Below are 24842 nucleotides of genomic sequence, written 5' to 3'. Positions count from 1 at the left end.
CAACGGCAGCGACTAAGGTCGTACTTGTCAGCATTTACACAATCCCCTACTGTATGGCGCTTACGAAGAGAGAAAACACTATGTCACTGACGCCCCGATGGATTTACGCCTTTATTGTTGCCTGCTGTTGCGGCCTTTTGGGCTATGCACTTTACACCCAATACTTTGAGGGCCTGCACCCCTGCCCGCTTTGTATTACCCAACGCGCCTTCTTTGTGCTCACCGCCCTCACCGCCTTAATCGCGCTCATCGTCAATCCCCAGCAAACCGGCCGCTATATTGCCAGCGGCCTCATGTTAGTCAGCACCATTGCCGGTGGCTCCGTGGCCTACCGTCAGGTTTGGCTGCAAGGCCTGCCGCCAGATCAAGTTCCTGCCTGCGGCCCCAGCCTAGAATATATGTTTAGCAATCTGCCCTTTGGCGAGGCGTTCAGCACCCTCATGTTGGGCGACGGCAACTGTGCCGAAATTGTGTGGACACTGTTTGGCCTTAGCATGCCCAATTGGTCAATGTTTGCCTTTATCGGCCTAGCCTTGGCGGCCATTGCCAGCGCCCTACCCATGATAAAACGCTAATGCTTGCCGGTTTTCTGACCTTAATTGGCTGCCAATTATTGGGCGAGTTCATCCAGCGCGCCCTAGACCTGCCGCTACCCGGCCCAGTAATCGGTATGCTGCTTTTATTTGTTGGCCTGTGTATTCACGGCAATGTGCCAAAGGATTTAGAAACCGGAAGTCAGCGGCTGATAGAACTACTTCCCCTGCTGTTAATGGCACCCGCTGCGGGAGTCTTTTTTTTAGGTGCGGGTTTTGCCAACCAGTGGCCAGCGTTTATCGCCGCTGTCACCCTTGGCACTCTGAGTACACTGGTGTTTTGCGGCTTACTGATTCGCTTTTTGCACAATCGGAATAAGCGCACATGAGCGAGCTTATGCACGGCCCCTTATTTGCCATCACCCTGACCTTACTCGCCTACCAAGGTGCGATGTTCCTGTATACCCGCAGTGCTCGCGCCGCCATGTTGCACCCCACCATTAGTGGCGCCACCTTAATTGCACTGGCCTTAATGCTGCTGCAACAGGACTACTACACCTATTACCAAAATATAAATTGGCTCACCTTTTTACTCGGTCCCGCCACCGTAGCCTTAGCTGTGCCACTTTATCGACAACTGCATTTATTAAGAAATATGGCTGGACCGCTACTCATCACCGTCACCGTCGGCGCAATATTCGCATCGGCCTCGGCGTTGATCATTGCCTGGTTGTTCGGAGCAAACCACGACACCTTATTGTCGCTAACAACTAAATCCATTACGACGCCAATTGCCATCACCGTCACCCAAGACCTCGGCGGCATCACCACCATTGCCGTGGCCTCGGTCATTTTGACCGGCGTGGTGGGCATCACAACAATAAGCTGGTTATTTAATAAATTAGATATTCAAGACGACAGGCTGTGGGGATTTTGTCTCGGCCTTGCAGCACATGCCATTGGCACATCGAGAGCATTTGAGCGCAGCGCGGTAGCGGGCGCATTCTCAAGTTTGGCGCTGTGCTTAACAGGGGCATTTACCGCGATATTCGTACCCTTTGCGGCGCGGTGGTTTTTATAAAATTGCAAATCCAAGCAAATAGATTTCCAATGCTTTATCGCTAAAAAATTCGTAAGCGCACTCTTAGCCAAGCCCACCCATACACATATATTTCACGACTTGATATTCATCAATGCCGTAGTGCGAACCTTCGCGACCAAAGCCAGATTGTTTTACCCCGCCAAAAGGTGCTACTTCATTTGAGATAAGGCCAGTGTTAATACCTACCATGCCGTATTCCAGTGCCTCGGCGACTTTCCACACACGGCCAATATCGCGGCTGTAAAAATAACTCGCCAAACCAAACTCAGTATCATTCGCTAATTGGATAACTTCATCGTCGCTGTGAAAGCGCAGTACCGGTGCAACCGGCCCAAAGGTTTCTTCATGGGCGATACACATTTCTTGGGTCACATTAGCCAACACCGTTGGCTCAAAGAAATTACCGCCCAAACTGTGGCGCTTCCCGCCGCTCAATACCTTGGCCCCCAAGCCGACGGCGTTATCAATGTGCTGCTCTACTTTTAATACCGCGCCTTGATCGATTAGCGGGCCCTGCGCTACTCCCTCATCGACACCGTTACCGACTTTTAAGGCATCGACAGCCTTCGCAAGTTTTTCGGTAAACACATCATAGACCTTGTCGTGAACATAGAGGCGGTTGGTACAAACGCAGGTCTGTCCTGTGTTACGAAATTTAGACGCCATAGCGCCATCAACTGCGGCATCAATATCTGCATCTTCAAATACAATAAACGGCGCGTTGCCGCCCAATTCCAAAGACAATTTTTTCAGTGTGGGCGCACACTGCTCCATTAATTTGCGGCCCACTTCCGTTGAGCCTGTGAACGATAACTTTCGCACTTTCGTGCTAGACGTTAGCTCCGCACCAATTACTCGCGACTTGCCGGTAAGAATATTAAAAACACCCTTTGGAATTCCCGCCTCTTCTGCAAGCACTGCTAATGCCAGCGCCGTGAACGGTGTCGCATCTGCGGGCCGAACTAACATCGTGCAGCCCGCCGCCAATGCCGGCGCAGCCTTGCGGGTGATCATCGCAGCAGGGAAATTCCACGGCGTTATTGCCGCACACACCCCTACAGGTTCTTTCACAACAATCAAACGCTTGTCATTGGCTGGACTAGGAATAACATCGCCGTAGCTGCGTTTAGCTTCTTCAGCAAACCACTCAATGAACGACGCCGCGTACTGAACTTCACCACGCGCTTCGCTAAGGGGCTTGCCCTGCTCCGCCGTCATTATTTGCGCAATGTCTTCAGCATTGTCTTGAATCAAATTAAACCAACGACGCAAATAGGCGCTGCGCTCCTTAGCCGGTAGTTTGCGCCACGGCCCCCACGCCAGGTCCGCAGCGTCAATTGCCGCGCGGGTTTCTTCTTCGTTAAGGCACGGGATAGTACCCAGCAACTCACCATTGGCGGGATTGGTAACCGAAGTGGTTTCTCCGGAACCTGCATTAATCCATTGGCCATTGATATAGGCTTGCTGTCGAAATAATTCAGGTCTTTTTAGGGATAACATGATTTTCATCCGTATAGAAACTTAGGTAAAAAGTGTGGTGATTTTATTTTCTATTTCATATCGACAATAACACAGAACGATCGTTCTAAAATGGCCAAAACACCTTTGGTATTCTTCCCTGCTGAAGCAAAGAAGCGACATCCATACCCACCGCCACCCCAGCATGCACGAAAAAGCCGCCCCATATTGACCGTGAACGCAGCGCTAAAATACCGAGGAATAATCCAAATGAAATTGCCCCAAACGCTTCAGGCCACAATTTGGGGAAGTGAATCATCAAATACGGCACACACATAATCCACACCGCATTAGCACCTACCGCTGGCCGCAATGCCTGTAGAAAAAATCCCCGAAAGAAAAATTCCAAACAAATAAATTGCGTTAAATACAGGGCTTCCCAGGCAATAAAATCAAACCAGCTCCGACCAGCTTGTTTATAAAAAGGATAATGGGCTAAAAAATCTCTATTAAAGGAAGCAATCACAATGAATACTAAAATAGGCGACAATAGCAGCGCATAAGCTCGCCAGTGTTGCGAAGTACTATTCCAGCGCCAGCCGAAATTAACTAATTTATCGCGCAATAAATATTTAATTAGTAATGCGGGAATAAGCACATAGCCCACAATATGCCAGGCTGTCCACCAAGCGTAACTAGCTAACTCTAAGAAGCCCGTTTGGCGGATTTTTAAATAAAAGTAGTTTGGGGCTTTGTCCAGCATCACGCTAAGCATTTTTAGCGATTCTAAAAATACACTCGAATACTTTAGATAATGAATAAGCAATAAGCAGAATGACACACAAGCCAGTACTGAAAACACCCGCCGCAATGCCTGCGGTCTATTTAGGGAATAGCTCAGCGATGACGCATCAATGTCATCTAATATCTGCATAATTCGTCTTGGATGCAGCCCCTGAATTAGGCCAACGCTCGTGGAATGTATTGGTTTTTCCATCAGCTACTCAATATAAATGACATGGTTAAGCATGAATCTTAAAGCTTGGTTATTACATATTCCCCCTTCGCCGAAAACCGAGAATAGGACAAAGACGGGTATTTTCTATGATGCTATAGTTAGCACCAACATCCTATAGGCAGAATAGTTTAATAAGCGATGGCCAATGCCCACTAAAATATTAATTCCTTTTCGACATCTTATTTACAGCAGCCTGAGTCTCATTCTGTGCCTATATTTAAGCTGGCATGCCTTGCTGAGCGTTAATTTTTTCTATGGCTTTTGGCACGACAACATCGGCATTGCCGAGACCATCGCCGAAACTGGGCCTCAAAATCGCTATCGCAGCGGCTTTGAAAATACCGATCGCGCACAAAGAATAATGCTTTTTCAAGAGATATGTCATGCCATCACTCATCAGGGCGAGGGTCTACGACATATTCGCTACTCCCCCGAAGCCGATGTTCACATTCCCTTGCTACATCATGCGGAAATAGTCCACCTGCAAGACGTCGCAAACTTAATTAGCCTTACCCAAAAGCTAGAGCCCTATATATTAGTAATGTGGTGCATGCTGATCGCCTTGTTTGCAATGCGCTCTTGGCCGCTGCCCAATTACAAACAAATACTCGCTGTGAATTCGGTGCTAATCGTGGGTTTAATCGCCGCAGTATTAGCTGTGGGCTGGGTTGAGGTGTTTTACGCAGCGCATCGCTGGATTTTTCCAGAAGATCATCAATGGTTCTTTTTCTATCAAGAATCACTGATGTCGACCATGATGCAAGCACCAGATTTGTTTTTATATATTGGTATTAGCATGGCTATATTGGCGCTGCTTGCCTTTATATTACTTCATAGTGGGCTTGTTTTTATTCAAAACAATATTGGCCATGAATTAAGCCACCATTAAACGCCCAACACCCTCAGCACCGATTCTTGCAGTGCGGCAATGCGCGCCTCATCAGACTCACCCGGTAGTTTTTCACCACCTTCGTTCACCAAGTGGTAGAACTCTGCATAACCGAGCAACATCGCATTAATGGTAAATACCGTGTGGGCATCTGCTTCATGGCCTAAAACCTCAGAGGCCAAGTCTCGAATAAAGCGCATAAAGTAGATGTGCTGGCGGCGACAAAGAAATTGTCCTTGACTGGAGGCTACTTGGGCAATGTCGCGCTGAACTAATAATAAGAGTGAACGCTCTTGGGTAAACAGATCAAAAAAGCCCGCCACCAATTGCTTAAGACGGTCGCGAGCGGACATATCATCAGACATACGTCCTCGGATAATGTCGATGGCGTCTTCTATCCTATTTGCAAAAGCCTCGTTATAAAGTGTTTGTTTATTAGAAAAATGATAATAAATGATGGGCAAGCTACAGCCGCAGGCCTTAGCGATTTCACGGGTGCTTACGCCATCAAATCCATGATCTGCAAACAGGTTTGCCGCCGTATTCAACACATGGTCTATATCAATAGCAGGGCCGCGATTTGCACTCTTGCTTGAGCTAAATTCATCTTGCTTTGTCATGCTTAAAACCAAATTGAAAAGAATATTATTTTTCACTGAGAGTAGTGTTTAGCTAAACACTATAAACCACATTCTTTACTAGGACGAGAGCATAAAATGTGGGGCACAAAGACCCCACAGAAAGGAAGTATCAAGGCTTTTCTATGGCTTGATAGCCATCATGACAAACACCGTTCACAAAAGTAGTCGGCATACGTTTGCCGCACTGGATATTTGCCGTTGATTCAAAATCACAGAAGCCACGCATATCGCCACAGCTAATTTCGCACAAAGTATCAACACAACATACACCGTGATGAGTGGAAATGAACGCTTTCTCTGCCGCACGGTGGCATTCAATATCAAAGACTTCACCAGTGGTGAGTTCAAAGCGTACACTACCGCCGCGATTGACCATACCGTCAACTTCAACATGAGTCAGAATATCCACACGCTTTGCGTAGGTTACCGTGTCACCACGAACTACCCAGCCAAAGCTGGCGATATCCTCTTCTGATGAATACCAAGACAGAGCCAGAAAACTAAACTCTTCACCAAAGGTGCCCGCCACCCAGCGATGCGCTAATAATGACTCCCACTCACGGCGACCCCAACCGCGATCTCTAAAGCTCAGGCCTTTTACTTGGTAAGATTTACCACCGATGCTTAAGTCTCCGGTCACTAGGCCAGGGATATCTGCGTGTACATTGGCAAATTCTTCCGACACCGTTGAATCCTTGGGGTAGCATTCAACCGAGGCATGAAAGTCCGAATGCGACAGCCGCGCGCTGACATCGCCGTCTGCTATCGTCCACACATGCTGGCCTTCCAAAAACTCGTAGCGACAGGTATCTCCCGCGCCAAAGCCACCATTATCTAAACGGTCGGCATCTCGCAGATCCATATATTCGTTTTTACGATAATTTCCGTCGGGAGAACACAAATGATTCCACAGTGCGATTTTAGGGCCATCCTTGTAGTTCGGCTCATGGCCAATGCGATGAAAGCCGCCCACCTTGTTTTCAGCGTCCCACCAAACCAGTACCACACTGTCTTGCCAATTATGCTCGGCACCAGCGGGCTGCCAATTGTTTACCTTATCGTCTAGCAATGGCAGTTCGCGCCCGTCACTTACTTTCATCATATTCGTCTCCTGGTTATTCGTATCGAAATGGATTTAACCTTTAGCACTGTTTAGCGCTAGATTCATAAACGATGGCGTAAAGCCAAGCTCAACCATGCTGTAACGCAAGTCGCGATTTCGACCCTGCTGTAAATTGAATGTTGCCTTATTTCCAGCGAGATTCGTTCGCAAGGCAGCGTAAACCATGCCGTAATTCATCATTGCTTCATCCGGCTCACGGCCACCATGAGCAAGGTAGTGATTTAAGAATTTCGTCCATTCAATATGTTGCGAAATATGTGGACGAATATAGGCAAGATCTTGCTCTGTGGCGCCAAAACCAGCGCACTCCCAATCTAAAATTGCGGAAATGCGACCTTCATTGACCAGCACGTTATGAATATTAAAATCGCCGTGTACTAATACCGGTGCACGGGTATCTTCTGGCAGGTTCGTCTCAAGCCAGTTCATTAACCAAATTAAATATGGCGACGGCAGATGCTCTTGTTCCTGAATATAGCCCGCCCACCCTGCAAGATTTGCTCGGTAGCTATCTGCAACAGTGCCCTGCAATATATTAGGTGCATCGTATTTTTCAGCGTAGTCGCTAAATGTGTTAAGTGGAACGCTGTGCAATTGTCCTAACATTTCTGCTAAATCAAGAAACACCTCCTCGGGCATTTCCTTATTCATACCGTGTAAAAATGCACCCGGCACTTCGCCAGCACTTCTGTCCATAATGTAAAAGTCACCATCGACATTTTGCCACTGTGCGGCGTAAGCAAGCGGCTTAGGGGCTGGATAATCCTTGGGTAAGGCACATAGCAAAGCGTGCTCATTGTCTAATAGGCAACTGCCGTGCAACATGATCGGCATGGGGTCAGACTTTCTTACCACTAACTCGCGTGTACTGCCGTCAGGCTTTTTATAACTACACAGAAATGTTTGCTTACCAAAGCCGCCCATTAAAGATTCGAACTTGTCGAGCTGTACGGGTGCACCAATATGCTCATCAAGACTATTTATAAAATCTTGCAAGGCTGATTTTGTTAGCGGTTGGCGTGGGTTCTCAAACTTTGGCGCCTCAGCAACTTTTAATGCCGCAGTATTGGTGTAATAACTTAATTCCCATTCGGCAACACGACGCAATAATCCAGCCACTTGATCTCCGCTATGCTCTGCGCGCAAGGTTTCGCTAACTGCATGCAACTGGCTGGTGAGCTGCTGATATTCTAGGAGCAGGCTGTCAAAATGCAGCTCATTTCCTATGTCTTTGAATATCGCTTGTGCCTCACCCGCACACAAAAGCATGTCTACTAAAATTTTGCGGCCTTCAACAATGCACGTTTTTATTACTACTGGTGCATCTGCATCTCTTTTGCGCAACTCATTCAAGGTCGTTTTCATCATTTCAACAGCGGTTTTTGCCGCAGCAGAATTCACTTCCGGCGCGATCAATTCATCAAGCGCCGTAATCACTAATGACAGATAATTTTCATTGCTATTAATATTCATTTATACGTTTCCAATTATAATAATTAGACTTAGTAAAATTTATAATCCAGACTAATGCCCCACGTTCTAGTCATGCCCACATAGCGCGCAATCGTATCGGCTCCGGTTTCAAACATACCACTGGTGTAGACTTCGTCAGTAATATTTCTCGCCCATATCGTTGCCTTCCAATCTCCGTTTACAGAACCGAGATGTAATCTGGCATTGGCAACGGTATAGGCATCGATCGTAAATAGCTCTTCACCGGTAATTACCGCATTGGTTTCGCTACTATAGCTAATATCTCCACCAACACCGATATCTAATGAATTAGTTAACGGCCAGGTATAATCAGCAATTAACGTCACTTCAATTTCAGGTGCAAAATTAAAATCATTTCCGGCTAGGTCGACTTCATTTCCTTCACGATCTAACGTGCTGCCTTTTTTAACTTCGGTTTGTAAAAAACTAGATGCTAAAGAAATAAATAAGCCGTCAATGGGATTGGTTTGAGCTTCAAACTCGACGCCATAAACTTCAGAATCCGGCACGTTCTCTAAAATTGGTAGAGGGCCAAATACTGGGTCATATGTGCGCCCCAGCAATTGCTTATCTTTATAGTCGTAGTAATAGGCGGCGACATTTACATTCAATGCGCGGTCATAAAAGCCAAACTTAGCTCCCACTTCAAAGGCATCTAAACGCTCCTGTGTTGCGGGCGAATATTGACGTTGATCCGACGAGGCAAGCACCGGAAAACTTCCAGATTTAAAACCTCGACTGTACGATGCGTAAAGTAAATCTGTATCCGTCATCTGCCAATCGGCCGCTAAGCGCCACGACACATTATCTTCTTCAAGCACGCCCTCAAATAAACCAGCATTCCTTACCGCTGGGCCGCCCGGGACCGGCGATGGCTCATCACCTAAAATTAAGCAGTCTCCTGCGCCAACACCACCACTTCCACCCGATGCCAAGCTAAGCGCATTGATCAAACTACCGTAGCCAATACCTGCAGAGTTTTCTGGGCTATCTATTGTGCAGCCGGCAAAATCACGTTTCTCATTGGTATAACGCAGGCCCGTGGTCAGTTTTACGCTATCGCTAAGCTGCCAATTCGCATTCATGAATATTGCCTGAGTATCCGCAACTTGCTCGCCATAGGTATCTACGCGGTTGCCAACGATAGGGCCGAGTAAGTTAAGATTTAATGGGTCAGGCGGTAAAAAAGATGAACTCGCTTCGTCAATATAGACCGACTGGTATTCGTAGACGTCGTCGTGGCTAAAGAACGCGCCAACTAACCAGTCCATATCATCACCCCAAATACCATCCAAACGTGTCTCTAATGACCATGCACTAGTATCTACGGTAATTTCTCGCTCAGCGTTATTCACCGACAAACCACTTTGCGGAATAAAGGAGTGATCGTTTTCAAAGTCAGAATATGAGGCAAGTACCGTCAATGTATTCGTGTCAGTAATGGCCCATTCATTGCGAAGAGACGCCATCATAAAGGTCTCATTAATTTGCCACGGCAAATCAGACCAATCCGCAACACGATTGTCCTCCGTATCGCGATCTACAATGGGATGGTTTCTAACACTATCAGGCAAACCTAATTCTGATGGAGCACCGGCCGCAGCTAAAATTTGTCCTGTAATCGCATTCTGTAATCGCAAGGCAATCGCTTGTGGTGCTTGTGGTTCTCCCCTATCAATCCAACCAGCTAAAGAGAAAGTGGTTTCCATATCATCAGCTGATTGCCATACCAAGGTGGCGCGGCCTGAAAATTTATCCACTTCACCCAAGCTATCACCAGGACGAGTTAAACTTTGCTGCCAGCCATCACCGGAATAAATCTGGCGCAACGCAATCCGTCCACCAACCGTGTCACTCATTGGGCCACTAACATAACCCTGCACATCGTAGGTGTTAAAGCGGCTATAGTCTGCCGTCACACCCGCTTCAAATTCTTCGCCAGGTTTCGCGGAAATATAATTAACAACGCCGCCGGTTGTATTGCGACCATAGAGCGTACCCTGCGGCCCCTTTAATACTTCAATTCGCTCTAGATCAAGATTCGCGCCCTTAGAGAATACGGGGAACGCGAGGCTTTGTTCATCAATGTAAACCCCAACCGTAGCGCTAGCGGTTTGGCTCGCCTCGTTAAAACCGACACCCCGTAATGAGTAAATAGGAACCGAATAGCCACTATCTGAATAGCTAAAGCCCGGCACCAAATTACCTAAATCGCGGGTATCGGTTAAACCTAAATCTTTAATGGTGTCACCCGAAAAAGCGCTAATTGATATAGGTACTTCATAAATGGATTCAGAGCGCTTTTGAGCTTTTACGAGAACTTCTTCTATCACGACGCCACGCGATCTACGGGCTGTCTCTGTAGAAGGCTCAACATCCTGAGCTCGTACTGTAGAACCGGCAGCAAGTGCCGCGGCAAGAATTGCGATTTTTTTAGACGTCATAACGTATCTCTTTTCCCGTTGTTATTTTTACGACTCAATTGAGCGTATTTTTAACAGGCTATAGCATCAGTAATAACGGTTTTGAACGCTTGTTCAGGAAATACTGCAAATGCCAATCTTTGTGTCATTCACACAGAATTTCTAAGTAAATGCCCTTATATAAAATCTGAAATATTCTATTTCCAACATATTCTCTGACTTATTATCTCGCCGCTTTTGTCATTAAAATTAAGCCAACATGATAATTATTAAGAAATACAGAGAATGAATTGAACTGTAGTTGTTAGCTCATTTATGAAATTACCTCGGCGCTCAAGCCCTCCAAGTATGTCCGAAATTCTACAGTGAGTGTCCGTCACCCACATATAACTCGGCGCATTTCCCCGTATGATTGCTACACTAAATGCACTTGGCGCTAACAAAAATAACAGGAACAACACATGGCCAATTCCAATACCGCTAACGAAGCAACTTACACCAATACAAGCATTCTTATCGTCGGTACCGGCTTTGCCGGTTTAGGTATGGCGATTAAATTGCTGGAGATGGGCATCAATGATTTCACCATCATTGAGCGCGCCAAAGATGTAGGTGGTACATGGCGAGATAATCGCTACCCCGGTGCCGCCTGTGATGTACCCTCGCATTTGTACTCCTTTTCATTTGCACCCAATGCGGAATGGTCACGGGTATATCCAATCCAGCCTGAGTTAGAGACCTATCTACAAAATGTTGCCGACAAATGGCAGCTACGAAAATACATACGCTTTAACCATACCCTGAAGGAAGCTCGCTTTGATGAAAGCAGTGCACGTTGGCTGATTCATACCAGCAGCGGTGATTTTAGAGCGCGCTTTGTCATCAGTGGCAACGGCGGGTTGGCTGAACCCAAACTACCCGATATTGCAGGTGTAGAAAATTTTGCCGGCCATCATTTTCACTCCGCAAATTGGGATCATAATTACCCTCTTGCTGGCAAACGAGTAGCGGTGATCGGTACCGGCGCGTCGGCAATTCAGTTTGTGCCTGAAATTGCCGGGGTCCCTGCAAAACTTTCTATTTTTCAACGCACGCCAAATTGGATAATTCCCAGAGGAGATCGTCCGTATAGCCGCTTTGAAAAATGGATTTTCAAACACATTCCCATTACTCGTAAAATTCTTAGGGCAAAAATTTACTGCCAAAATGAGACTCGGGTGCTAGGTATGGTCCTGCACCCTGCAATTATGAATTTATTCCGCTTCTCGGCGGTGAGGCATATTCAACGGCAGGTCGCCGATCCCGCTATGTGGCCAAAACTTACCCCTAATTTCCCAGTAGGCTGCAAGCGTATTCTCGTCTCTAACGATTGGTACCCCGCGCTACAAAAGCCCAATGTAGAACTCGTCACCAAGGGTATAAAAGAAATACGGGAACACAGCATTGTCACCAATGACAATGTAGAGCACGAGCTAGATTGTATTATTTTCGGAACAGGATTTTATGCCACCGACAATCCCATTGCCAGCATGATTTACGGTCGGGATGGTCGCCAACTATCGCAGGTTTGGAAGAACGGCGAAGAAGCCTATCTAGGCGCTACCGTACACGGCTTCCCAAATTTCTTCTTTATTGTTGGCCCCAACGTCACCCTTGGCCACAGTTCAATGGTGTATATGATCGAAACTCAAGTTCAAGCCATTAGCCGCATTCTATTAGAAGCTGATGCAAAGAATGCTGCTACGGTTGAAGTGAAGTTAGATGTACAACAAACATACAATGAAAAATTGCAAAAAATCTTAGGCGGGTCTGTTTGGGCAACAGGCTGTGATAGCTGGTATAAGCACCGCAGCGGAAAAATCACGCAGCTGTGGCCGGGCTTTACATTTACCTTTCGTCGTTGGAATAAGAAATTTAGCAGCGCTGATTATATTTTTAACGCTGCAAATAAATGAATTCGGCAATCGCAATTTCAGATAAATGCGCTGTCGATGTCATTATGATTGGCTGTAAATTTGGCGGCGCTAAATTTGCTTTCCACATAATGCATACATAGTGCCGCCACAGCTTCCTAGGGCGATCGTCTAAACACTAAGACTGCGGCCTTGCCTGCGCAATACGCCTGGTGTTTTGCCGCTCATGCGTTTAAAAGCCTGCGAAAAACTGGAGGCGTCTGCGTAAGAAAGTCGTTCTGCAATTTGCTCAACACTGAGCCGTGTTCCGCTTAACATTTCTTCAGCCAAGGTCATGCGGATTTCATCCACCAATTGCCGGAAAGAAGTGCCCTCGGAACTGAGCTTTCTGCGCAGCGTCCGCGAGGTCATACACAGCGCCTCTGCCACTAATTCCATTTCCATAGTCATTGGTCGTTGGCGTAGCAAAATATCCCGCACCTTACCGGAAACGCCTTTTCTCGCAGAGCGTTTGGCTATTAGTTCTGAGCACTGCTTGTCTAACAGACTCGCGGTAGCCGTATTGCCCACCACCCTTGGCTCGTCCAGTAGCGCACGCGGAAATATAAGCTCATTCTGAGGAGCAGAGAATTCCACTCTACCCCGGAAAAATTTTTCGTACAGCGCGGCGTGAGCCGGTCGCGGGTGCTGAAAACTTACCCACTCTGGCCCCAATGCCGACCCCAATAATTCGCGCATTATTAGCATGGCCGCATGAATTTCACGCTCAATTGAAAATAGCGCGATATCTGCAGGGGTGTCAGAATTATTAAACACCAAACGCGCGTAATCCCCTTCCTCTTTAACCGTGAAACCAGAAAAGACAAAGGTGAGCTCTTGGTAAGTCTGCGACAACTCCACCGCCTTGCGCGCCGTCGGGCTGCTCGCCAAGGCAAAGCCCCAAATGCCGTAAGCTGATAGGTGGTAGCGTTCACCAGCAAATAAACCTAGGCCATCTACCGTTGGTAGCTCGCGGAGTAAATTTCGCACCACTGCAATCTCGGTACTCGCCTCGACAATGGTTTCTGGGTTATTCAGGCTTTGCTGATCTAAACCTGTATCGCGGAGCAGGGCTGCCTCTTGCGCGCCGTACTCCACGCCTAAGGCCACCAAAATTTGCGCGCTGGTAACACTGCGACAAAAATCCCAACTTTTCATTATTATCCCCGCTGGCTTGCAGGTAAGGCCGTTCACTTAAGCAATATTGACACGTAATCAAGACCCCACCGGCATATGAAATTGTCCGTCAGCCGCCAGATTTGTCCGAATATCTACATAGCTTATCAATTACACTGCTACTCGTATAATACTTTGTGGCGCTCGGCACCCAAATCCGTCGCAGTGTCCTATGATAAGAATTAAATAATAAAACATCGTCCTGCGGCCCCTAGGTTTGCACTCTGACATAGCGTCAGATCTCTATAAGCGTCGTTGAGTCGGTCATTTGAGGAGTTAGCTGTGTCCGTTTCAAAACTCACCCGTCACTTGTTACTTAATACGACCCTCAGCAGCTTGGCGCTACTTACAGCCTCCCAAGCCATTGCAGCACCCGCCCTAGAGGAGGTGCTGGTAACCGCCCAAAAACGCAGCGAAAGCGCCCAAGACATTCCTATCGCCGTCACTGGTGTCACCGCCGATATGCTGGACAAACTCGGTTTTGAAAACGCCAACGACGTATCCGCCCAAGTACCCAATATGCAGGTCAGCGGGCCCTATGGCGATGTGCAGCCAATTTTTTCGATTCGTGGCGTCAGCATGTCTGATTACAGCTCCAACCAAGCGAGCCCTATAGGTGTATACGTGGACGAAGCCTATTTGGGTCCGGTATATAGCCACGGCGCAAACTTTTTTGATATCGAACGCCTAGAAGTACTGCGTGGCCCGCAGGGTACCCTATACGGTAAAAACACCACCGGCGGTGCAATAAATATTATTACCCGCACCCCCACCTTCGACGGGGAAACCAGCAGCTATGTAAAAGGCGGCATCGGCAGTTATAAGGCAACATCGCTAGAGGCTGGAACCGAGGCGGTGTTAATCGACGGCGTACTTGCCGCGAGAATTTCCGGCAGTTTGAAGCGTGATGAAGGCTATGTGGAGGTTGTCGGCCAAGATGCCAACGCCGCGCAAACTGACTTTCAAGGTGCCCGCCTGAGCCTAAATTGGATTATCAGCGAGCGACTCGATGCGGTATTAAAAATCACAAAATCCGGCAATGACTCCCTTAGCACGCCACCGCGCAATGAAGCCCGCACCGACTTGCGCGGCACCGGGCTAGAGGGCGACTCCAACGGCTTTATTGATTACACCGGTTATTCCCGTGGCAGCCGCAATCTCGATTTTCATGAAACCGAATCGAATGCCATTGGCGCGCTAATCACCAATACCGACCTTGCCGTGCTGACCATGAACTACAATGCCGACAACTTCACCATCACCTCGGTCAGCTCCTATATGGATGCCGACTACTATCAAATGGCCGACACCGATGGCAGCCCCAACGGCCTATTAGAAATACAGTGGTCGTCAGATTCCGTCAGCTTTAGTCAAGATATTCGCTTTACCTCAAATTTTGATGGCATGTTCAATATTATTGCCGGTGTATATTACGGCAGCGAAGATTTATACATGCAGAATATTTACGATATCTTCGACCAAATTCCCGATGTTCGCGTGGGCGTCGCCAAGCCCGATAATATTCCTATTTTTCCCTATCTGATCGACTTCGGCATGATCGACCAGCGTCTAGAAACCAAAAAAACCAGCGCCGCCATCTACACCCAAATGCGCTTCGATTTCAGCTCAGATTTTGGCATGGATGTCGGTCTGCGCTACACCCGCGACGAAAGCAGACTAAGCTACTTAAATATCTCGCGGCTGAGCAATTCTGGCCTGCCACTTGGTAGCTACGTTCCCGGCAACACCACGGGCGTCGACAACGCGTGGATCACCTTACCGCTAACGGTATTCGATCTACAGAATTTGCTCAGCAACCCAACGGCGCTGCTTAATTACGTCAACACAGGCTACACCCACGGCGCCTATACTCTCGATTCCGCACCAGCGCTCAGCGCGCCGGAACAAGAATTCACTGGAAAAATCGGCCTCGATTACCGCTTCAATGACGACTTTATGGTCTACGGCAGCGTTAGCCGCGGCTACCGCGCGGGCAGCTATAACGGTGGTGTCTATTACCAACCAAGGCCGCTAGAGACCGCCTACGCCTCGCCTGAATTTATCGACGCTTATGAAGTGGGTTTTAAAGCTGATATGGCCGACGGCAGCGTGCGTCTAAACGCCGCCGCTTTCCTGTACGACTACACCAATCAGCAGTTCATAAACGTAGTGGGTATTTCAAACTTTCTAGAAAACGCCGGCGGATCGCAAATTATAGGCGCAGAGGCAGAATTGTGGGCGCGCATCACTGAGCGTCTAACCCTACAAGCGGCTGTCGGTGTGCTCGAAACTGAATATACCGAGCTGACTCTGGCCAATACCGAAACCATTGCCAATCAAGACGACCGCGTAGACTTGTCTGGCAATGAATTAATCTCCGCCCCCAAACTCAATGTGAGCTTCTCAGCAGACTACGACTTGCTGATTACCGACTACGGCTATTTAAGCGTCAACGCCAATGCCAACTTCCAAGACGATCAGTGGTTTAGCGCCTACAACGACCAATACGGCTACGAAAATATTCGCCAAGACGCCTACTGGCTCTACAACGGTCGGCTAAGCTGGTACGCCAATGACGGCAGCTACAGCATTTCGGTTTGGGGTAAAAACCTCTTAGACGAAGAGTACGATAGCTACGCCATAAACCTACAAGCGGGCTTTGGCTTCGACCAATACTTGGCCGGCCAACCTCGCACCTACGGGGCAGAAATTCAGTTTAAATTTTAAGTTATAGCCCGCTTATAAATTTTCTAGCCAAACGCTAAGCGGGCGCTTTTCAACAGATACTAAACAATTTCTCATCAAGCTGGCGTGATTCTGCGTAATAGCTCTATCTGGAACCATTTTTCCAATATAGAGGTTATACGTGTTACTCACGCTATCTAAGTTCGGCCTGCCAATTTGGTTTTTAACTAGCTTCTCATTGTGGATCTGGCTGCCAACAGAGGCCTTACTCGCACTTACGCCTATGGTTTGCGCGCTATTGCTTAGTGCCGTCGGCGCAGTACTGATTTATACCCTGCATCAACTGTATTTAAACCAATACCATTACCACAAAGGATTTTATAGCGTACTGTGCTCGGCCCTATTGGCACCGCCGGTAGCCGTGATTTTTGCTTACAAATTAGAGGCCTTATTGGCGATATACCCGCTTAGGGAGTGCGCGGCATTGGCGTGGTTTTTGAGTTCGATGGGGGCGGTACTCACCATTATTGTCTGCCGGCTATTATGCGAAGTGGCGGCGCACAAACCCCAGACTGCGCTCGGCAATCATCATGACGAGCGCGGCATAGCTAAAACTCACGTAGAAACCGAATTTACTACTGCGGCGAAGGTAAAAACATAAGCTCCAAACGCCGCGTTAAAATACACCAGTATCTACTGGCTACTTATTTTGGTCTGGCTCCGCATCTCGTTCCGCTTGCTGACGAAGATAACCACCTGCATCATCTTCCATTTTCGACAAGGCTTCAGGAGACTGATGAGTAGCAATCGCCCGCGACTGCTTATTAATCTCATGAATCTGCGAAGCATTGCGTAAATCTCGCTGACTGGTAATAGCGGCAATCGATTCTCTATCCTTCAAGAAGTTAATCACGTCGCCGCGAATACTATTTAGCTCATCGTCATTTTTATGCATTTCTAAAATAAAACGCGGGTGTTCTAAGTTTTGAATCCCAGTGGCAGCAAAGGTGCTAGACACTGTGCGGCAAACAATAATCCATGGTGTTATGCTCGACCGAACAAGGGTGTTTTCCGAACGGGTAGAGTCATGAATACTGGCGCCGGTAGATATTTTAGACTCAGTAAAAGTGCCCTCTACCTTTAAATAAATTAAATTACTTTCAAACAACATTTCTGCAAAAAATAAATGTGCAGAATTCTCAAGTATTTTTGCAAACGCGCGAATCAGCACACCGACTAGAAACAAATGAATAATCGCGCTGATATGACTAGAGACCTCAGCCCCCTGAGCTGCATTTAATTGGGCAAAATCACCCAAGGTTTTTGTATAGATATAAGCATCAGCAACACTAAAGGCCAGCGCCAAGGTAAGAATTGAAGCAATCACAAACAAGACATTGGCCGACACCAAGCTAATCAGCCGCGCGCGTTCAAATATAAAACCTAAATCCATTGCCTTAAATTTTGGTTGAATTTCCTGAATCATTTCACCAAAGAAATTACCTTTACCCTCTACCTGCTCGTTTAAATTAGGCTCTAATTCTTGATAAACCCGATTTGGCACTTCCTTGTAACGCCGATTAGCCATCACCAAATTATCTAAATTAATAAAAATTTCATTTGGATGTACCGACTCCTGCCAGTTCTCGCGCAATTCAGACACCTCTACTTTTGGGTCTGCATAGTTAAGGCGCTTGTTCAGCATTATGGCTACCACAAACGTCGATGCCGCGGCACCAAGCAATACACCTAACAGGTATAAAATTGTGTATGGCCGCGGAAGATAAGCCAGATACGTATCTATTTCTGCTAGCGTCAAATCACTAACACTTAGTACAAATTTCACGCCCAAACCGATAACAACTGGCATAAGAATCGCGACGGCAACCACCTTCACCAAGGTCATACTGCCCATCGTCGGAATCGTCGTATCGGCCATGCGGCCAATCGCACGTCCCGCTGACCGCCACACCAGCAGGAGATATACGGTAAATGCCACCGAATACGCGGGAAAAATAAACTCGCCCACCTCACCAGCAAACCCCGCCAGTGAAACAAAGGCGACAAATGCATAGGCAATCAACGCAATCAAGGTCTGCGCCCACGCGCCACATAAGCGCTGTGCCATATTTCGCACCGGATACGGCATATAGGTTAAACGTCTAAAAACACTGTGTACAAAACGCGCGAGAAAACCCTGTGGCTCAATAAATGTGGAGTTTTTGCGTCCCACCAGCATTTCCGTCAGACGCTGCTTGGTATAGGCAACGTAAGACGCCTCCTCCTGAGCGGTGCTGGTTTCGGAGCGGCTATAATTATGCGCCAAGGAGGTTGGGTGATTACGCCCAACAAAAAAGCGCATCATGGCGACAATGCCCTTAGAAGCATTAGTAATACCGCTAGCTAAAAGACCTAGGCCAAACACCACGAGAATCCAACCCGCTACCGGCTGATCCTTTACCGTCGCAGCGGCATCAATTAAAAGGTAAATACCCAGCAGGCTAACAATCACACCGCGAACAGCGGTAACTGCGCCCTCCATTTTGAATGGGTTTCTAAGTCCTAAGTCAATGGAGCCATAATCAAATGCCATTGTTAGCTTCCTTCTATGTATCAGATGGCGTAAGTCGCTTTGCCCTATCCACACAGGCAAACTATGCACATTACTTTAATCAATCTATTGTCAGTAAAGGACGGGGAAAACCAGATGGCATTTCAAAATAGCTACACATAAAAATAGCGTATTAGAAACGTCTTTTATCACCACATCCCTATGTAGTCGAAAACTCCGCACACTCTAAGATGCAGAGGTAAAAATCAGTATTCGCGCTGTACAAAGCCCGCTTTAAAACTATCGTGGCAGTTCAATATTTCCTGCGTCGAATACCCGAGCATAATGGCTAAGCCCTCAAAAATACACTGATTTTAGCCTTGTCGCTAATTGAGCTAGACCAGCTTTAACACCGCAATACAGAGTGCCAAGCCAAATATATAAGTGCCGCCCGCGCCAATTTGACGCAGTGGATTGGGCCGCGCCATTGTTCGCGGAAAGATCAAACCCGCCACCAGAACAAAGCGACTCAGCGTCACCAGAATAATTGACCACAGCACCCAACTCGCCATTTGCGACTGGCTGAGAATATACATGAGCACCATCAACACGGGCGCAAACTCAATCGTATTCGCATGGGCACGAATGTATTTATGGAGGGTATCCTTGGGGTCGCTGGGGCAGCCCGAGCCCTGCTTTTGCTTCATTCTATTCAGACTGACCGCAATCCCCAAAACAATACATAAGGCACCCAACAAACCGATACATAGCAGTGCAATATTCATATTATTCTCCACAGTAATTTACTTAGCCAAAGCCGCCACTTACAGAATTTATCAAGCCGCTACAAACAGGGCCAATACCAAGTAATAGCCCACACCACTTATCAACACAATACCAAACACATTTAACAACAATCCGGCCTGCATCATGTCCTTAATCCGCAACTCACCACTGCCAAACACCACTGCATTCGGCGGCGTTGCCACCGGCATCATAAAAGCACACGAAGCGGCAATAGCGGCGGGAATCACAAACAGCATGGGCAACACTGACTGAGCTACCGCTAGGGCGCCAAGCAAGGGCAAAAAGGTCGCGGTTGTTGCGGTATTGCTGGTGATCTCAGTTAAGAAAATAATCACCGCTACAATCACCAACACCATAGCAAATATTGGCCACGCACTTAGCAGCGAAAAATTCTGCGCCAACCATTCCGCCAAACCTGAGCTTTTGATCATGGTCGCCAAGGCCAAGCCACCACCGAACAATAACAACACGCCCCAGGGCAATTTTTCTGCGGTTTGCCAATCTAGTAAAACTTTGGAATCTGGCCCACCGGAGCGTACCGTAAACAACAATAAGCCAGCCGTCATCGCAATCACCGTATCAGTAACGCCCGGTAAATAATTGTTTATTAACGGCCTAAGAATCCACGCCGCCGCGGTAGCAATAAAGATCAACAACACCCGCGCCTCACCGGCGCTGATCGGCCCCAATTTTTGTAATTCAGCGCGAAGTAAATCTCGGCTGCCAGATGTTTCTAAGCCCGCAAAACCCTTGCGGCACAGCCACCACCACGTAAACAACAACATGCCCAACGCCACCGGCAGACCAATCATCATCCATTGAGCAAAGCCAATACTAATGTCGTGACTCTCCTTTAAATAGGCTGCCAACATCGCATTGGGCGGTGTGCCAATCAAGGTCGCAATACCACCAATACTCGCGCTATAGGCTACGGCCAATAACAAGGCCACCGCAAAACGACGGCCTTCGTCGCCCTTAGCCTCGGGCAAAAAGCTTATCACCGACACAGCAATCGGCAGCATCATGATGCTAGTCGCGGTATTGCTCACCCACATACTTAAAAACGACGTGGCAATCATAAAGCCCGCAATCTGCCGATTAGGCCGCTGCCCCACCGCCAGCAAAATATTCAAGGCAATACGGCGGTGCAAAGCCCAGCGCTGCATGGCCAAACCTAATAAAAAGCCGCCCAAAAACAAAAAAATAATACCGTTGGCGTAAGCACCCGCCAAATCCCCCACCTCGGCAATACCCAAGACCGGCACCAGAATTAAAGGCAATAATGCCGTCGCCGGAATAGGCACCGCCTCCGTCGCCCACCAAATTGCCATCCACAGCGCGGCGCCTAGCGCCAACCATGCTTCAGGGTTCATGTCGGCGGGCGCGGGGAACAATAAAACCAGCACCAACATGGCAGGGCCGGTAATTAAGGCAAACGGTGAGGGCTTAATAACGTGTTCTGGCGCAGTATTCATGTCAGCTCACAAATATTTGGGGTCAGTGTAAAAATTAAGAATTATAGATCTCTCAAGATAGTAAGCCATGCAGTATGGCATGTGTTTTCTCTGACATTATGACTAAGAGTTTTTACACTGACCCCAAATTGAGTCTAAAGAAAGGTTTCGCGTTAATTTTGACTATAATTCGCTGCAACGAATACGCAAAAATTCCGTCAGAACAGGCTGTTGAATACCCCTTTTAACAAGGGGCGATCAGAATTCACGGAGAGACTGAAAGTGGCTAGAAGAAGAGGAATTGCAGGCTTTATTTGGCGCACAGTACTGATATTGCTGCTGCTCAGCGTCGCGCTGGTTTTGCCATTCCGCTGGATAAACCCACCTAGCACTATGGTTATGCTTGAGCGGAATTGGCAGCAGCGCGGTACGGACTACCGCATAAAGAAGCAATGGTTAAGCTGGCAGCAAATACCCCGTCATGCAGCTCTGGCCGCCGTGGTGTCTGAGGATCAAAACTTTCCCCATCATTACGGTATCGATATCAAGGCAATTCAAAAGGCGCTTGCCGAGCGAGAGCGGCGCGGTGGCTTGCGCGGCGCCAGCACCATCAGCCAACAGGTCGCTCGCAATATGTATTTGTGGACAGGGCGCAGCTGGTTGCGAAAAGGTTTAGAGGTGTGGTTTACCGGGCTTGTTGAGCTGTGCTGGCCCAAGCAAAGAATCTTGGAAATTTATTTAAATATCGCCGAATGGGGCGACGGCGTATTTGGCTTGGGTGCCGCCAGTCGTTATCATTTTGGGATACCCGCGTCACAATTATCCGGCTGGCAGTCTGCGCTGTTAGCATCCAGCTTGCCCAGCCCGCTTAAATACAATCCAGCTTCTCCCGCACCACATTTAATTGCGCGTGCAAAGTGGAACCTCGGTCAGCAGCGTATGCTGGGCGGCACTAATTGGCTCGCACCGCTGGAATAAATATGTCCCACCTACGACTAGCACTGCTCACCACAACAGCAATACTGGCATTTGCCGCAAATTCCTTGCTTTGCCGCGAGGCTTTAGCAGGCGGCCACATTGACGCAGCCACGTTTACGCTTGTACGGCTTATTGCTGGTGCTGTAATGCTGGCCCTGCTACTTCTCGGCAAATTTCGCCGTTTTACAATGGGTGGTAGTTGGATAGCAGCAAGCTCCCTATTTGGCTATGCCGCCGCTTTTTCATTTGCCTATATCAGTTTAAGCGCAGGAACAGGCGCGCTTATCTTATTTGGCGCAGTGCAATCGACAATGATTAGCTACGGCTTATGGACGGGAGAACGCTTAAGTTCGCAAAAAGTTTTTGGGGCCAGCCTCGCATTTGCCGGACTTGTATGGCTGATGCTGCCAGGAATTGAAGCTCCACCCTTGTTTGCCGCCCTTACGATGTTCGCAGCCGGAGTTTTCTGGGGGCTGTATTCTTTACTTGGAAAGCAAGCCATCGAACCAACAATAGCCACCGCCGGTAATTTTATTCGCGCTATTCCTTTCGCCATTATTCTTTTCTGGCTTATGGCCGACGCTGAACACACGAGCCTTCTCGGCCTAGTTTATGCGGTGGCGTCAGGTGCGTTGGCCTCCGGTTTGGGATACGCTCTTTGGTATGCCGTGCTACCGGCATTGCCCGCTACTAACGCCGCCACTATTCAATTAAGCGTACCAGTACTCGCCGCACTTGGCGGCGTATTATTTTTGGATGAACAACTAACATTACGATTTATCTTAGCGTCGATTTTGGTGCTAGGCGGCATTACCCTTTTTATAAAGAGCAGGCACCAAAGCACAAAATAGATTAGCGTAATCCCTTAGCATTTGCCGCACCACGCCATGCACGCTACCATTAAGCACAATACTAATAATGCCTAAGGACATCCCATGCGCTTTTTGATACTGCTACTTGCTAGCGCCGCAATGTTTTCAATTGCCGGCTGTGAATCGACGTATTACAACGCGATGGAAAAAGTAGGTGTGCATAAGCGAGATATTTTGGTCGATCGCGTGAGCGAAGCCAAAGATGCTCAGGAAGACGCTCAAGAACAATTTAAAGATGCCCTTACAGAATTTCGCTCAGTGGTGAGCTTTAACGGCGGTAATTTAGAGTCTCATTACAATCGATTAAACAGCGAGTTTGAAGACAGCGAAGCCGCCGCAAAGGAAGTTACGGACAGAATTAACAAGGTTGAGTCCGTCGCAGAGGCATTGTTTGACGAATGGCAAGACGAACTCAAACTGTATAGCAATGATCGCCTGCGTGCCGACAGTGCCAATAAGCTGCAAGCTACAAAACGCCAATATACAACGCTGATTAAATCTATGCGCCGCGCGGAGAAAAGTATTGATCCGGTATTAAATGCACTGAGAGATAACGTCCTTTATCTAAAGCACAATCTAAACGCGTCTGCGATTGGCGCACTGAAGGGCGAGCTTGCCGGCATAGATCGCGACGTACAGCAGTTGATTGGCGCCATGGAAAAAGCCATTAACGAATCTGACGCTTTTATTAAGCAGCTAAAATAGTACCGAGACACAAAGCCAATAAATGCCAATCGCCGGCTATTGACGAAATGCAATTTTGGCCTTAAAAAGGCGCACCTCAATTTTGTGTAAGCAATCATGGCGTGGATATCTTTCGACGTTTTTCGCACCCTCGGTTTTAAGGACACTCTGCAACTAAAGCCTGAGCAAATCTTTAAGTACAAGGACGACATCAGCAGCGCCGACTGGGTGTTGTATCCCGAGTACTGGCAGCTCAACGCCTTGATTTATGGTCTAAAAGCCAAGGTTTTTCCAAGCCAAGCCAGCTATCTATTGGGCCACAACAAAATTGAAATGACCCGCGCCTTCGAAATGGTCGCGCCGGCTAATATTCCCCACACTGAAATCCGCGCCAATACCCCCAGCAACGCCGACGAATTGTGGGAGTTAATGCTCCACCCCTTCGTCGCCAAGCTTCCCAAAGCCTCTCAGGGTAGCGGTGTTTGGTTAATTAAGAGCCGTGCTGATTGGCGAGCATATTTAGAGCGCACAGACATTTTGTATGTGCAGGAATATCTGCCCATCAACAAAGATATTCGAGTTGTGGTTATTGGCGATCAAGCCGTGTGCGCGTACTGGCGATTGCAGGCAGATCAGGGTTTTTACAATAATGTCGCCAAGGGCGGTGTTATTGACCAAAGCCCAATCCCAGCACAGGCCATAAATCTTGCGCTGCATTTAGCCCAAAGTCTGGAGATTGATCACGCCGGCTTCGATATTGCGATGGTTGGCGATCATCCCTATGTCTTTGAGTTTAATCGCTTATTTGGCAATCAAGGAATTGAAGGCGGCGATCAAAAAATTCGCGACACTATTATTGATTACCTGCATCGCAAACAGGAGCCCACCGGCCCAAACTTCCCAAAAGCCCCAGCCAGTGGTCGCAAGCGGGCACGCCGCGCCGCGTAAATTATTCCCTGCACAGCAGACAATTAGGTCTTCTCTGCAGGGTGTCTGCTAGGG

The 24842-nt window shown here is 47.9% G+C and carries 21 protein-coding genes; 11 read left to right on the top strand and 10 right to left on the bottom strand.

All coding sequences use genetic code 11. The features are described 5' to 3' along the window. Nucleotides 1-80: 80 nt before the first annotated feature. From C0068_RS13925 to C0068_RS13915, 3 genes are read left to right on the top strand one after another with little or no spacing between them, the layout of a single operon-like run. On the top strand, nucleotides 81-575 hold the full coding sequence (locus C0068_RS13925) for a disulfide bond formation protein B (protein ID WP_103685085.1): 495 nt from the start codon (nucleotides 81-83) through the stop codon (nucleotides 573-575). Further along, nucleotides 575-922, top strand: coding sequence for a CidA/LrgA family protein (locus C0068_RS13920; protein ID WP_103685084.1), 348 nt, complete (start codon nucleotides 575-577; stop codon nucleotides 920-922). The genes C0068_RS13925 and C0068_RS13920 overlap by 1 nt, the downstream gene beginning before the upstream one ends. Beyond that, entirely contained in the window at nucleotides 919-1614 is a 696-nt protein-coding gene (locus C0068_RS13915; protein ID WP_103685083.1) for an LrgB family protein, read from the top strand. The genes C0068_RS13920 and C0068_RS13915 overlap by 4 nt, the downstream gene beginning before the upstream one ends. Before the next feature lie 63 nt (nucleotides 1615-1677). Here the strand turns inward: C0068_RS13915 and C0068_RS13910 are convergent, their stop codons facing one another. Together C0068_RS13910 and C0068_RS13905 are read right to left on the bottom strand one after the other, a co-directional pair. Continuing rightward, complete coding sequence (locus C0068_RS13910) at nucleotides 1678-3135, bottom strand: NAD-dependent succinate-semialdehyde dehydrogenase (protein WP_103685082.1); 1458 nt, start codon at nucleotides 3133-3135, stop codon at nucleotides 1678-1680. An 85-nt stretch (nucleotides 3136-3220) separates the two neighbouring features. Further along, a complete protein-coding gene (locus C0068_RS13905; RefSeq protein ID WP_103685081.1) occupies nucleotides 3221-4090 on the bottom strand; it encodes a CPBP family intramembrane glutamic endopeptidase in 870 nt (289 codons plus the stop codon). Between the two features lie 166 nt (nucleotides 4091-4256). Between C0068_RS13905 and C0068_RS13900 the strand changes: the two genes are divergently transcribed. Beyond that, nucleotides 4257-5000, top strand: a complete 744-nt coding sequence (locus C0068_RS13900; RefSeq protein ID WP_103685080.1) for a lipoprotein intramolecular transacylase Lit — start codon at nucleotides 4257-4259, stop codon at nucleotides 4998-5000. Here the strand turns inward: C0068_RS13900 and C0068_RS13895 are convergent. The 4 genes from C0068_RS13895 to C0068_RS13880 all read right to left on the bottom strand — a co-directional run bounded on the left by C0068_RS13895 (nucleotide 4997) and on the right by C0068_RS13880 (nucleotide 10702). Next, a complete protein-coding gene (locus C0068_RS13895; RefSeq protein WP_146047903.1) occupies nucleotides 4997-5620 on the bottom strand; it encodes a TetR/AcrR family transcriptional regulator in 624 nt (207 codons plus the stop codon). The two genes, C0068_RS13900 and C0068_RS13895, sit on opposite strands and share 4 nt — an antisense overlap. 130 nt (nucleotides 5621-5750) lie before the next feature. Further along, nucleotides 5751-6743: a DUF7064 domain-containing protein gene (locus tag C0068_RS13890; RefSeq protein WP_103685078.1), complete on the bottom strand. Its 993-nt coding sequence runs from the start codon at nucleotides 6741-6743 to the stop codon at nucleotides 5751-5753. A gap of 33 nt (nucleotides 6744-6776) precedes the next feature. Continuing rightward, nucleotides 6777-8237 carry a phosphotransferase family protein gene (locus C0068_RS13885; RefSeq protein WP_103685077.1) on the bottom strand — a complete coding sequence of 487 codons (1461 nt, stop codon included), beginning with the start codon at nucleotides 8235-8237 and terminating at the stop codon, nucleotides 6777-6779. A 29-nt stretch (nucleotides 8238-8266) separates the two neighbouring features. After that, nucleotides 8267-10702 carry a TonB-dependent receptor gene (locus tag C0068_RS13880; protein WP_103685076.1) on the bottom strand — a complete coding sequence of 812 codons (2436 nt, stop codon included), beginning with the start codon at nucleotides 10700-10702 and terminating at the stop codon, nucleotides 8267-8269. Nucleotides 10703-11142: 440 nt separating this feature from the next. Here C0068_RS13880 and C0068_RS13875 point away from each other — a divergent pair, with 440 nt between their 5' ends. Then, the gene (locus C0068_RS13875) at nucleotides 11143-12636 is read left to right on the top strand and encodes a flavin-containing monooxygenase (RefSeq protein WP_103685075.1); all 1494 of its coding nucleotides are present in this window, start codon (nucleotides 11143-11145) and stop codon (nucleotides 12634-12636) included. A gap of 129 nt (nucleotides 12637-12765) precedes the next feature. Here C0068_RS13875 and C0068_RS13870 read toward each other — a convergent pair whose 3' ends face one another. Next, nucleotides 12766-13791 carry an AraC family transcriptional regulator gene (locus tag C0068_RS13870; RefSeq protein WP_103685074.1) on the bottom strand — a complete coding sequence of 342 codons (1026 nt, stop codon included), beginning with the start codon at nucleotides 13789-13791 and terminating at the stop codon, nucleotides 12766-12768. Between the two features lie 300 nt (nucleotides 13792-14091). Here C0068_RS13870 and C0068_RS13865 point away from each other — a divergent pair, with 300 nt between their 5' ends. Further along, nucleotides 14092-16536: a TonB-dependent receptor gene (locus C0068_RS13865; RefSeq protein WP_103685073.1), complete on the top strand. Its 2445-nt coding sequence runs from the start codon at nucleotides 14092-14094 to the stop codon at nucleotides 16534-16536. 139 nt (nucleotides 16537-16675) lie between these two features. After that, the gene (locus tag C0068_RS13860) at nucleotides 16676-17155 is read left to right on the top strand and encodes a hypothetical protein (protein WP_103685072.1); all 480 of its coding nucleotides are present in this window, start codon (nucleotides 16676-16678) and stop codon (nucleotides 17153-17155) included. Between the two features lie 39 nt (nucleotides 17156-17194). Here the strand turns inward: C0068_RS13860 and C0068_RS13855 are convergent, their stop codons facing one another. From C0068_RS13855 to C0068_RS13845, 3 genes are all read right to left on the bottom strand, one after another. Then, nucleotides 17195-19087 (bottom strand): hypothetical protein, encoded by a 1893-nt coding sequence (locus C0068_RS13855; protein WP_103685071.1) that lies wholly within the window; start codon nucleotides 19085-19087, stop codon nucleotides 17195-17197. Between the two features lie 353 nt (nucleotides 19088-19440). Then, the gene (locus tag C0068_RS13850; RefSeq protein WP_103685070.1) at nucleotides 19441-19830 is read right to left on the bottom strand and encodes an MAPEG family protein; all 390 of its coding nucleotides are present in this window, start codon (nucleotides 19828-19830) and stop codon (nucleotides 19441-19443) included. A 51-nt stretch (nucleotides 19831-19881) separates the two neighbouring features. Then, on the bottom strand, nucleotides 19882-21327 hold the full coding sequence (locus C0068_RS13845; RefSeq protein WP_103685069.1) for an SLC13 family permease: 1446 nt from the start codon (nucleotides 21325-21327) through the stop codon (nucleotides 19882-19884). 261 nt (nucleotides 21328-21588) lie between these two features. Here C0068_RS13845 and mtgA point away from each other — a divergent pair, with 261 nt between their 5' ends. The 4 genes from mtgA to C0068_RS13825 all read left to right on the top strand — a co-directional run bounded on the left by mtgA (nucleotide 21589) and on the right by C0068_RS13825 (nucleotide 24788). After that, entirely contained in the window at nucleotides 21589-22284 is a 696-nt protein-coding gene (gene mtgA, locus C0068_RS13840) for a monofunctional biosynthetic peptidoglycan transglycosylase (RefSeq protein ID WP_103685068.1), read from the top strand. A gap of 2 nt (nucleotides 22285-22286) precedes the next feature. Beyond that, nucleotides 22287-23135 carry a DMT family transporter gene (locus C0068_RS13835; protein ID WP_103685067.1) on the top strand — a complete coding sequence of 283 codons (849 nt, stop codon included), beginning with the start codon at nucleotides 22287-22289 and terminating at the stop codon, nucleotides 23133-23135. Between the two features lie 84 nt (nucleotides 23136-23219). After that, nucleotides 23220-23861, top strand: coding sequence for a DUF2959 domain-containing protein (locus C0068_RS13830; protein ID WP_103685066.1), 642 nt, complete (start codon nucleotides 23220-23222; stop codon nucleotides 23859-23861). Nucleotides 23862-23957: 96 nt separating this feature from the next. Beyond that, a complete protein-coding gene (locus C0068_RS13825; RefSeq protein ID WP_103685065.1) occupies nucleotides 23958-24788 on the top strand; it encodes an ATP-grasp domain-containing protein in 831 nt (276 codons plus the stop codon). The last annotated feature ends 54 nt before the right edge of the window (nucleotides 24789-24842 follow it).

This window comes from Zhongshania marina (genome assembly GCF_002915595.1).
GTDB classification, from domain to species: domain Bacteria; phylum Pseudomonadota; class Gammaproteobacteria; order Pseudomonadales; family Spongiibacteraceae; genus Spongiibacter; species Spongiibacter marinus_B.
The sequence above is the reverse complement of the archived record's forward strand: the minus strand, read 5'-3'. Positions and strand labels throughout refer to the sequence as shown.

Coding starts and splice junctions, on each gene's coding strand:
- C0068_RS13830 (WP_103685066.1), top strand. CDS start 23,220: ATGCGCTTTTTGATACTGCTACTTGCTAGCGCCGCAATGTTTTCAATT.
- C0068_RS13890 (WP_103685078.1), bottom strand. CDS start 6,743: ATGATGAAAGTAAGTGACGGGCGCGAACTGCCATTGCTAGACGATAAG.
- C0068_RS13920 (WP_103685084.1), top strand. CDS start 575: ATGCTTGCCGGTTTTCTGACCTTAATTGGCTGCCAATTATTGGGCGAG.
- C0068_RS13880 (WP_103685076.1), bottom strand. CDS start 10,702: ATGACGTCTAAAAAAATCGCAATTCTTGCCGCGGCACTTGCTGCCGGT.
- C0068_RS13915 (WP_103685083.1), top strand. CDS start 919: ATGAGCGAGCTTATGCACGGCCCCTTATTTGCCATCACCCTGACCTTA.
- C0068_RS13895 (WP_146047903.1), bottom strand. CDS start 5,620: ATGACAAAGCAAGATGAATTTAGCTCAAGCAAGAGTGCAAATCGCGGC.
- C0068_RS13925 (WP_103685085.1), top strand. CDS start 81: ATGTCACTGACGCCCCGATGGATTTACGCCTTTATTGTTGCCTGCTGT.
- C0068_RS13825 (WP_103685065.1), top strand. CDS start 23,958: ATGGCGTGGATATCTTTCGACGTTTTTCGCACCCTCGGTTTTAAGGAC.
- C0068_RS13845 (WP_103685069.1), bottom strand. CDS start 21,327: ATGAATACTGCGCCAGAACACGTTATTAAGCCCTCACCGTTTGCCTTA.
- C0068_RS13870 (WP_103685074.1), bottom strand. CDS start 13,791: ATGAAAAGTTGGGATTTTTGTCGCAGTGTTACCAGCGCGCAAATTTTG.
- C0068_RS13885 (WP_103685077.1), bottom strand. CDS start 8,237: ATGAATATTAATAGCAATGAAAATTATCTGTCATTAGTGATTACGGCG.
- C0068_RS13910 (WP_103685082.1), bottom strand. CDS start 3,135: ATGTTATCCCTAAAAAGACCTGAATTATTTCGACAGCAAGCCTATATC.
- C0068_RS13900 (WP_103685080.1), top strand. CDS start 4,257: ATGCCCACTAAAATATTAATTCCTTTTCGACATCTTATTTACAGCAGC.
- C0068_RS13835 (WP_103685067.1), top strand. CDS start 22,287: ATGTCCCACCTACGACTAGCACTGCTCACCACAACAGCAATACTGGCA.
- C0068_RS13905 (WP_103685081.1), bottom strand. CDS start 4,090: ATGGAAAAACCAATACATTCCACGAGCGTTGGCCTAATTCAGGGGCTG.
- C0068_RS13855 (WP_103685071.1), bottom strand. CDS start 19,087: ATGGCATTTGATTATGGCTCCATTGACTTAGGACTTAGAAACCCATTC.
- C0068_RS13875 (WP_103685075.1), top strand. CDS start 11,143: ATGGCCAATTCCAATACCGCTAACGAAGCAACTTACACCAATACAAGC.
- C0068_RS13850 (WP_103685070.1), bottom strand. CDS start 19,830: ATGAATATTGCACTGCTATGTATCGGTTTGTTGGGTGCCTTATGTATT.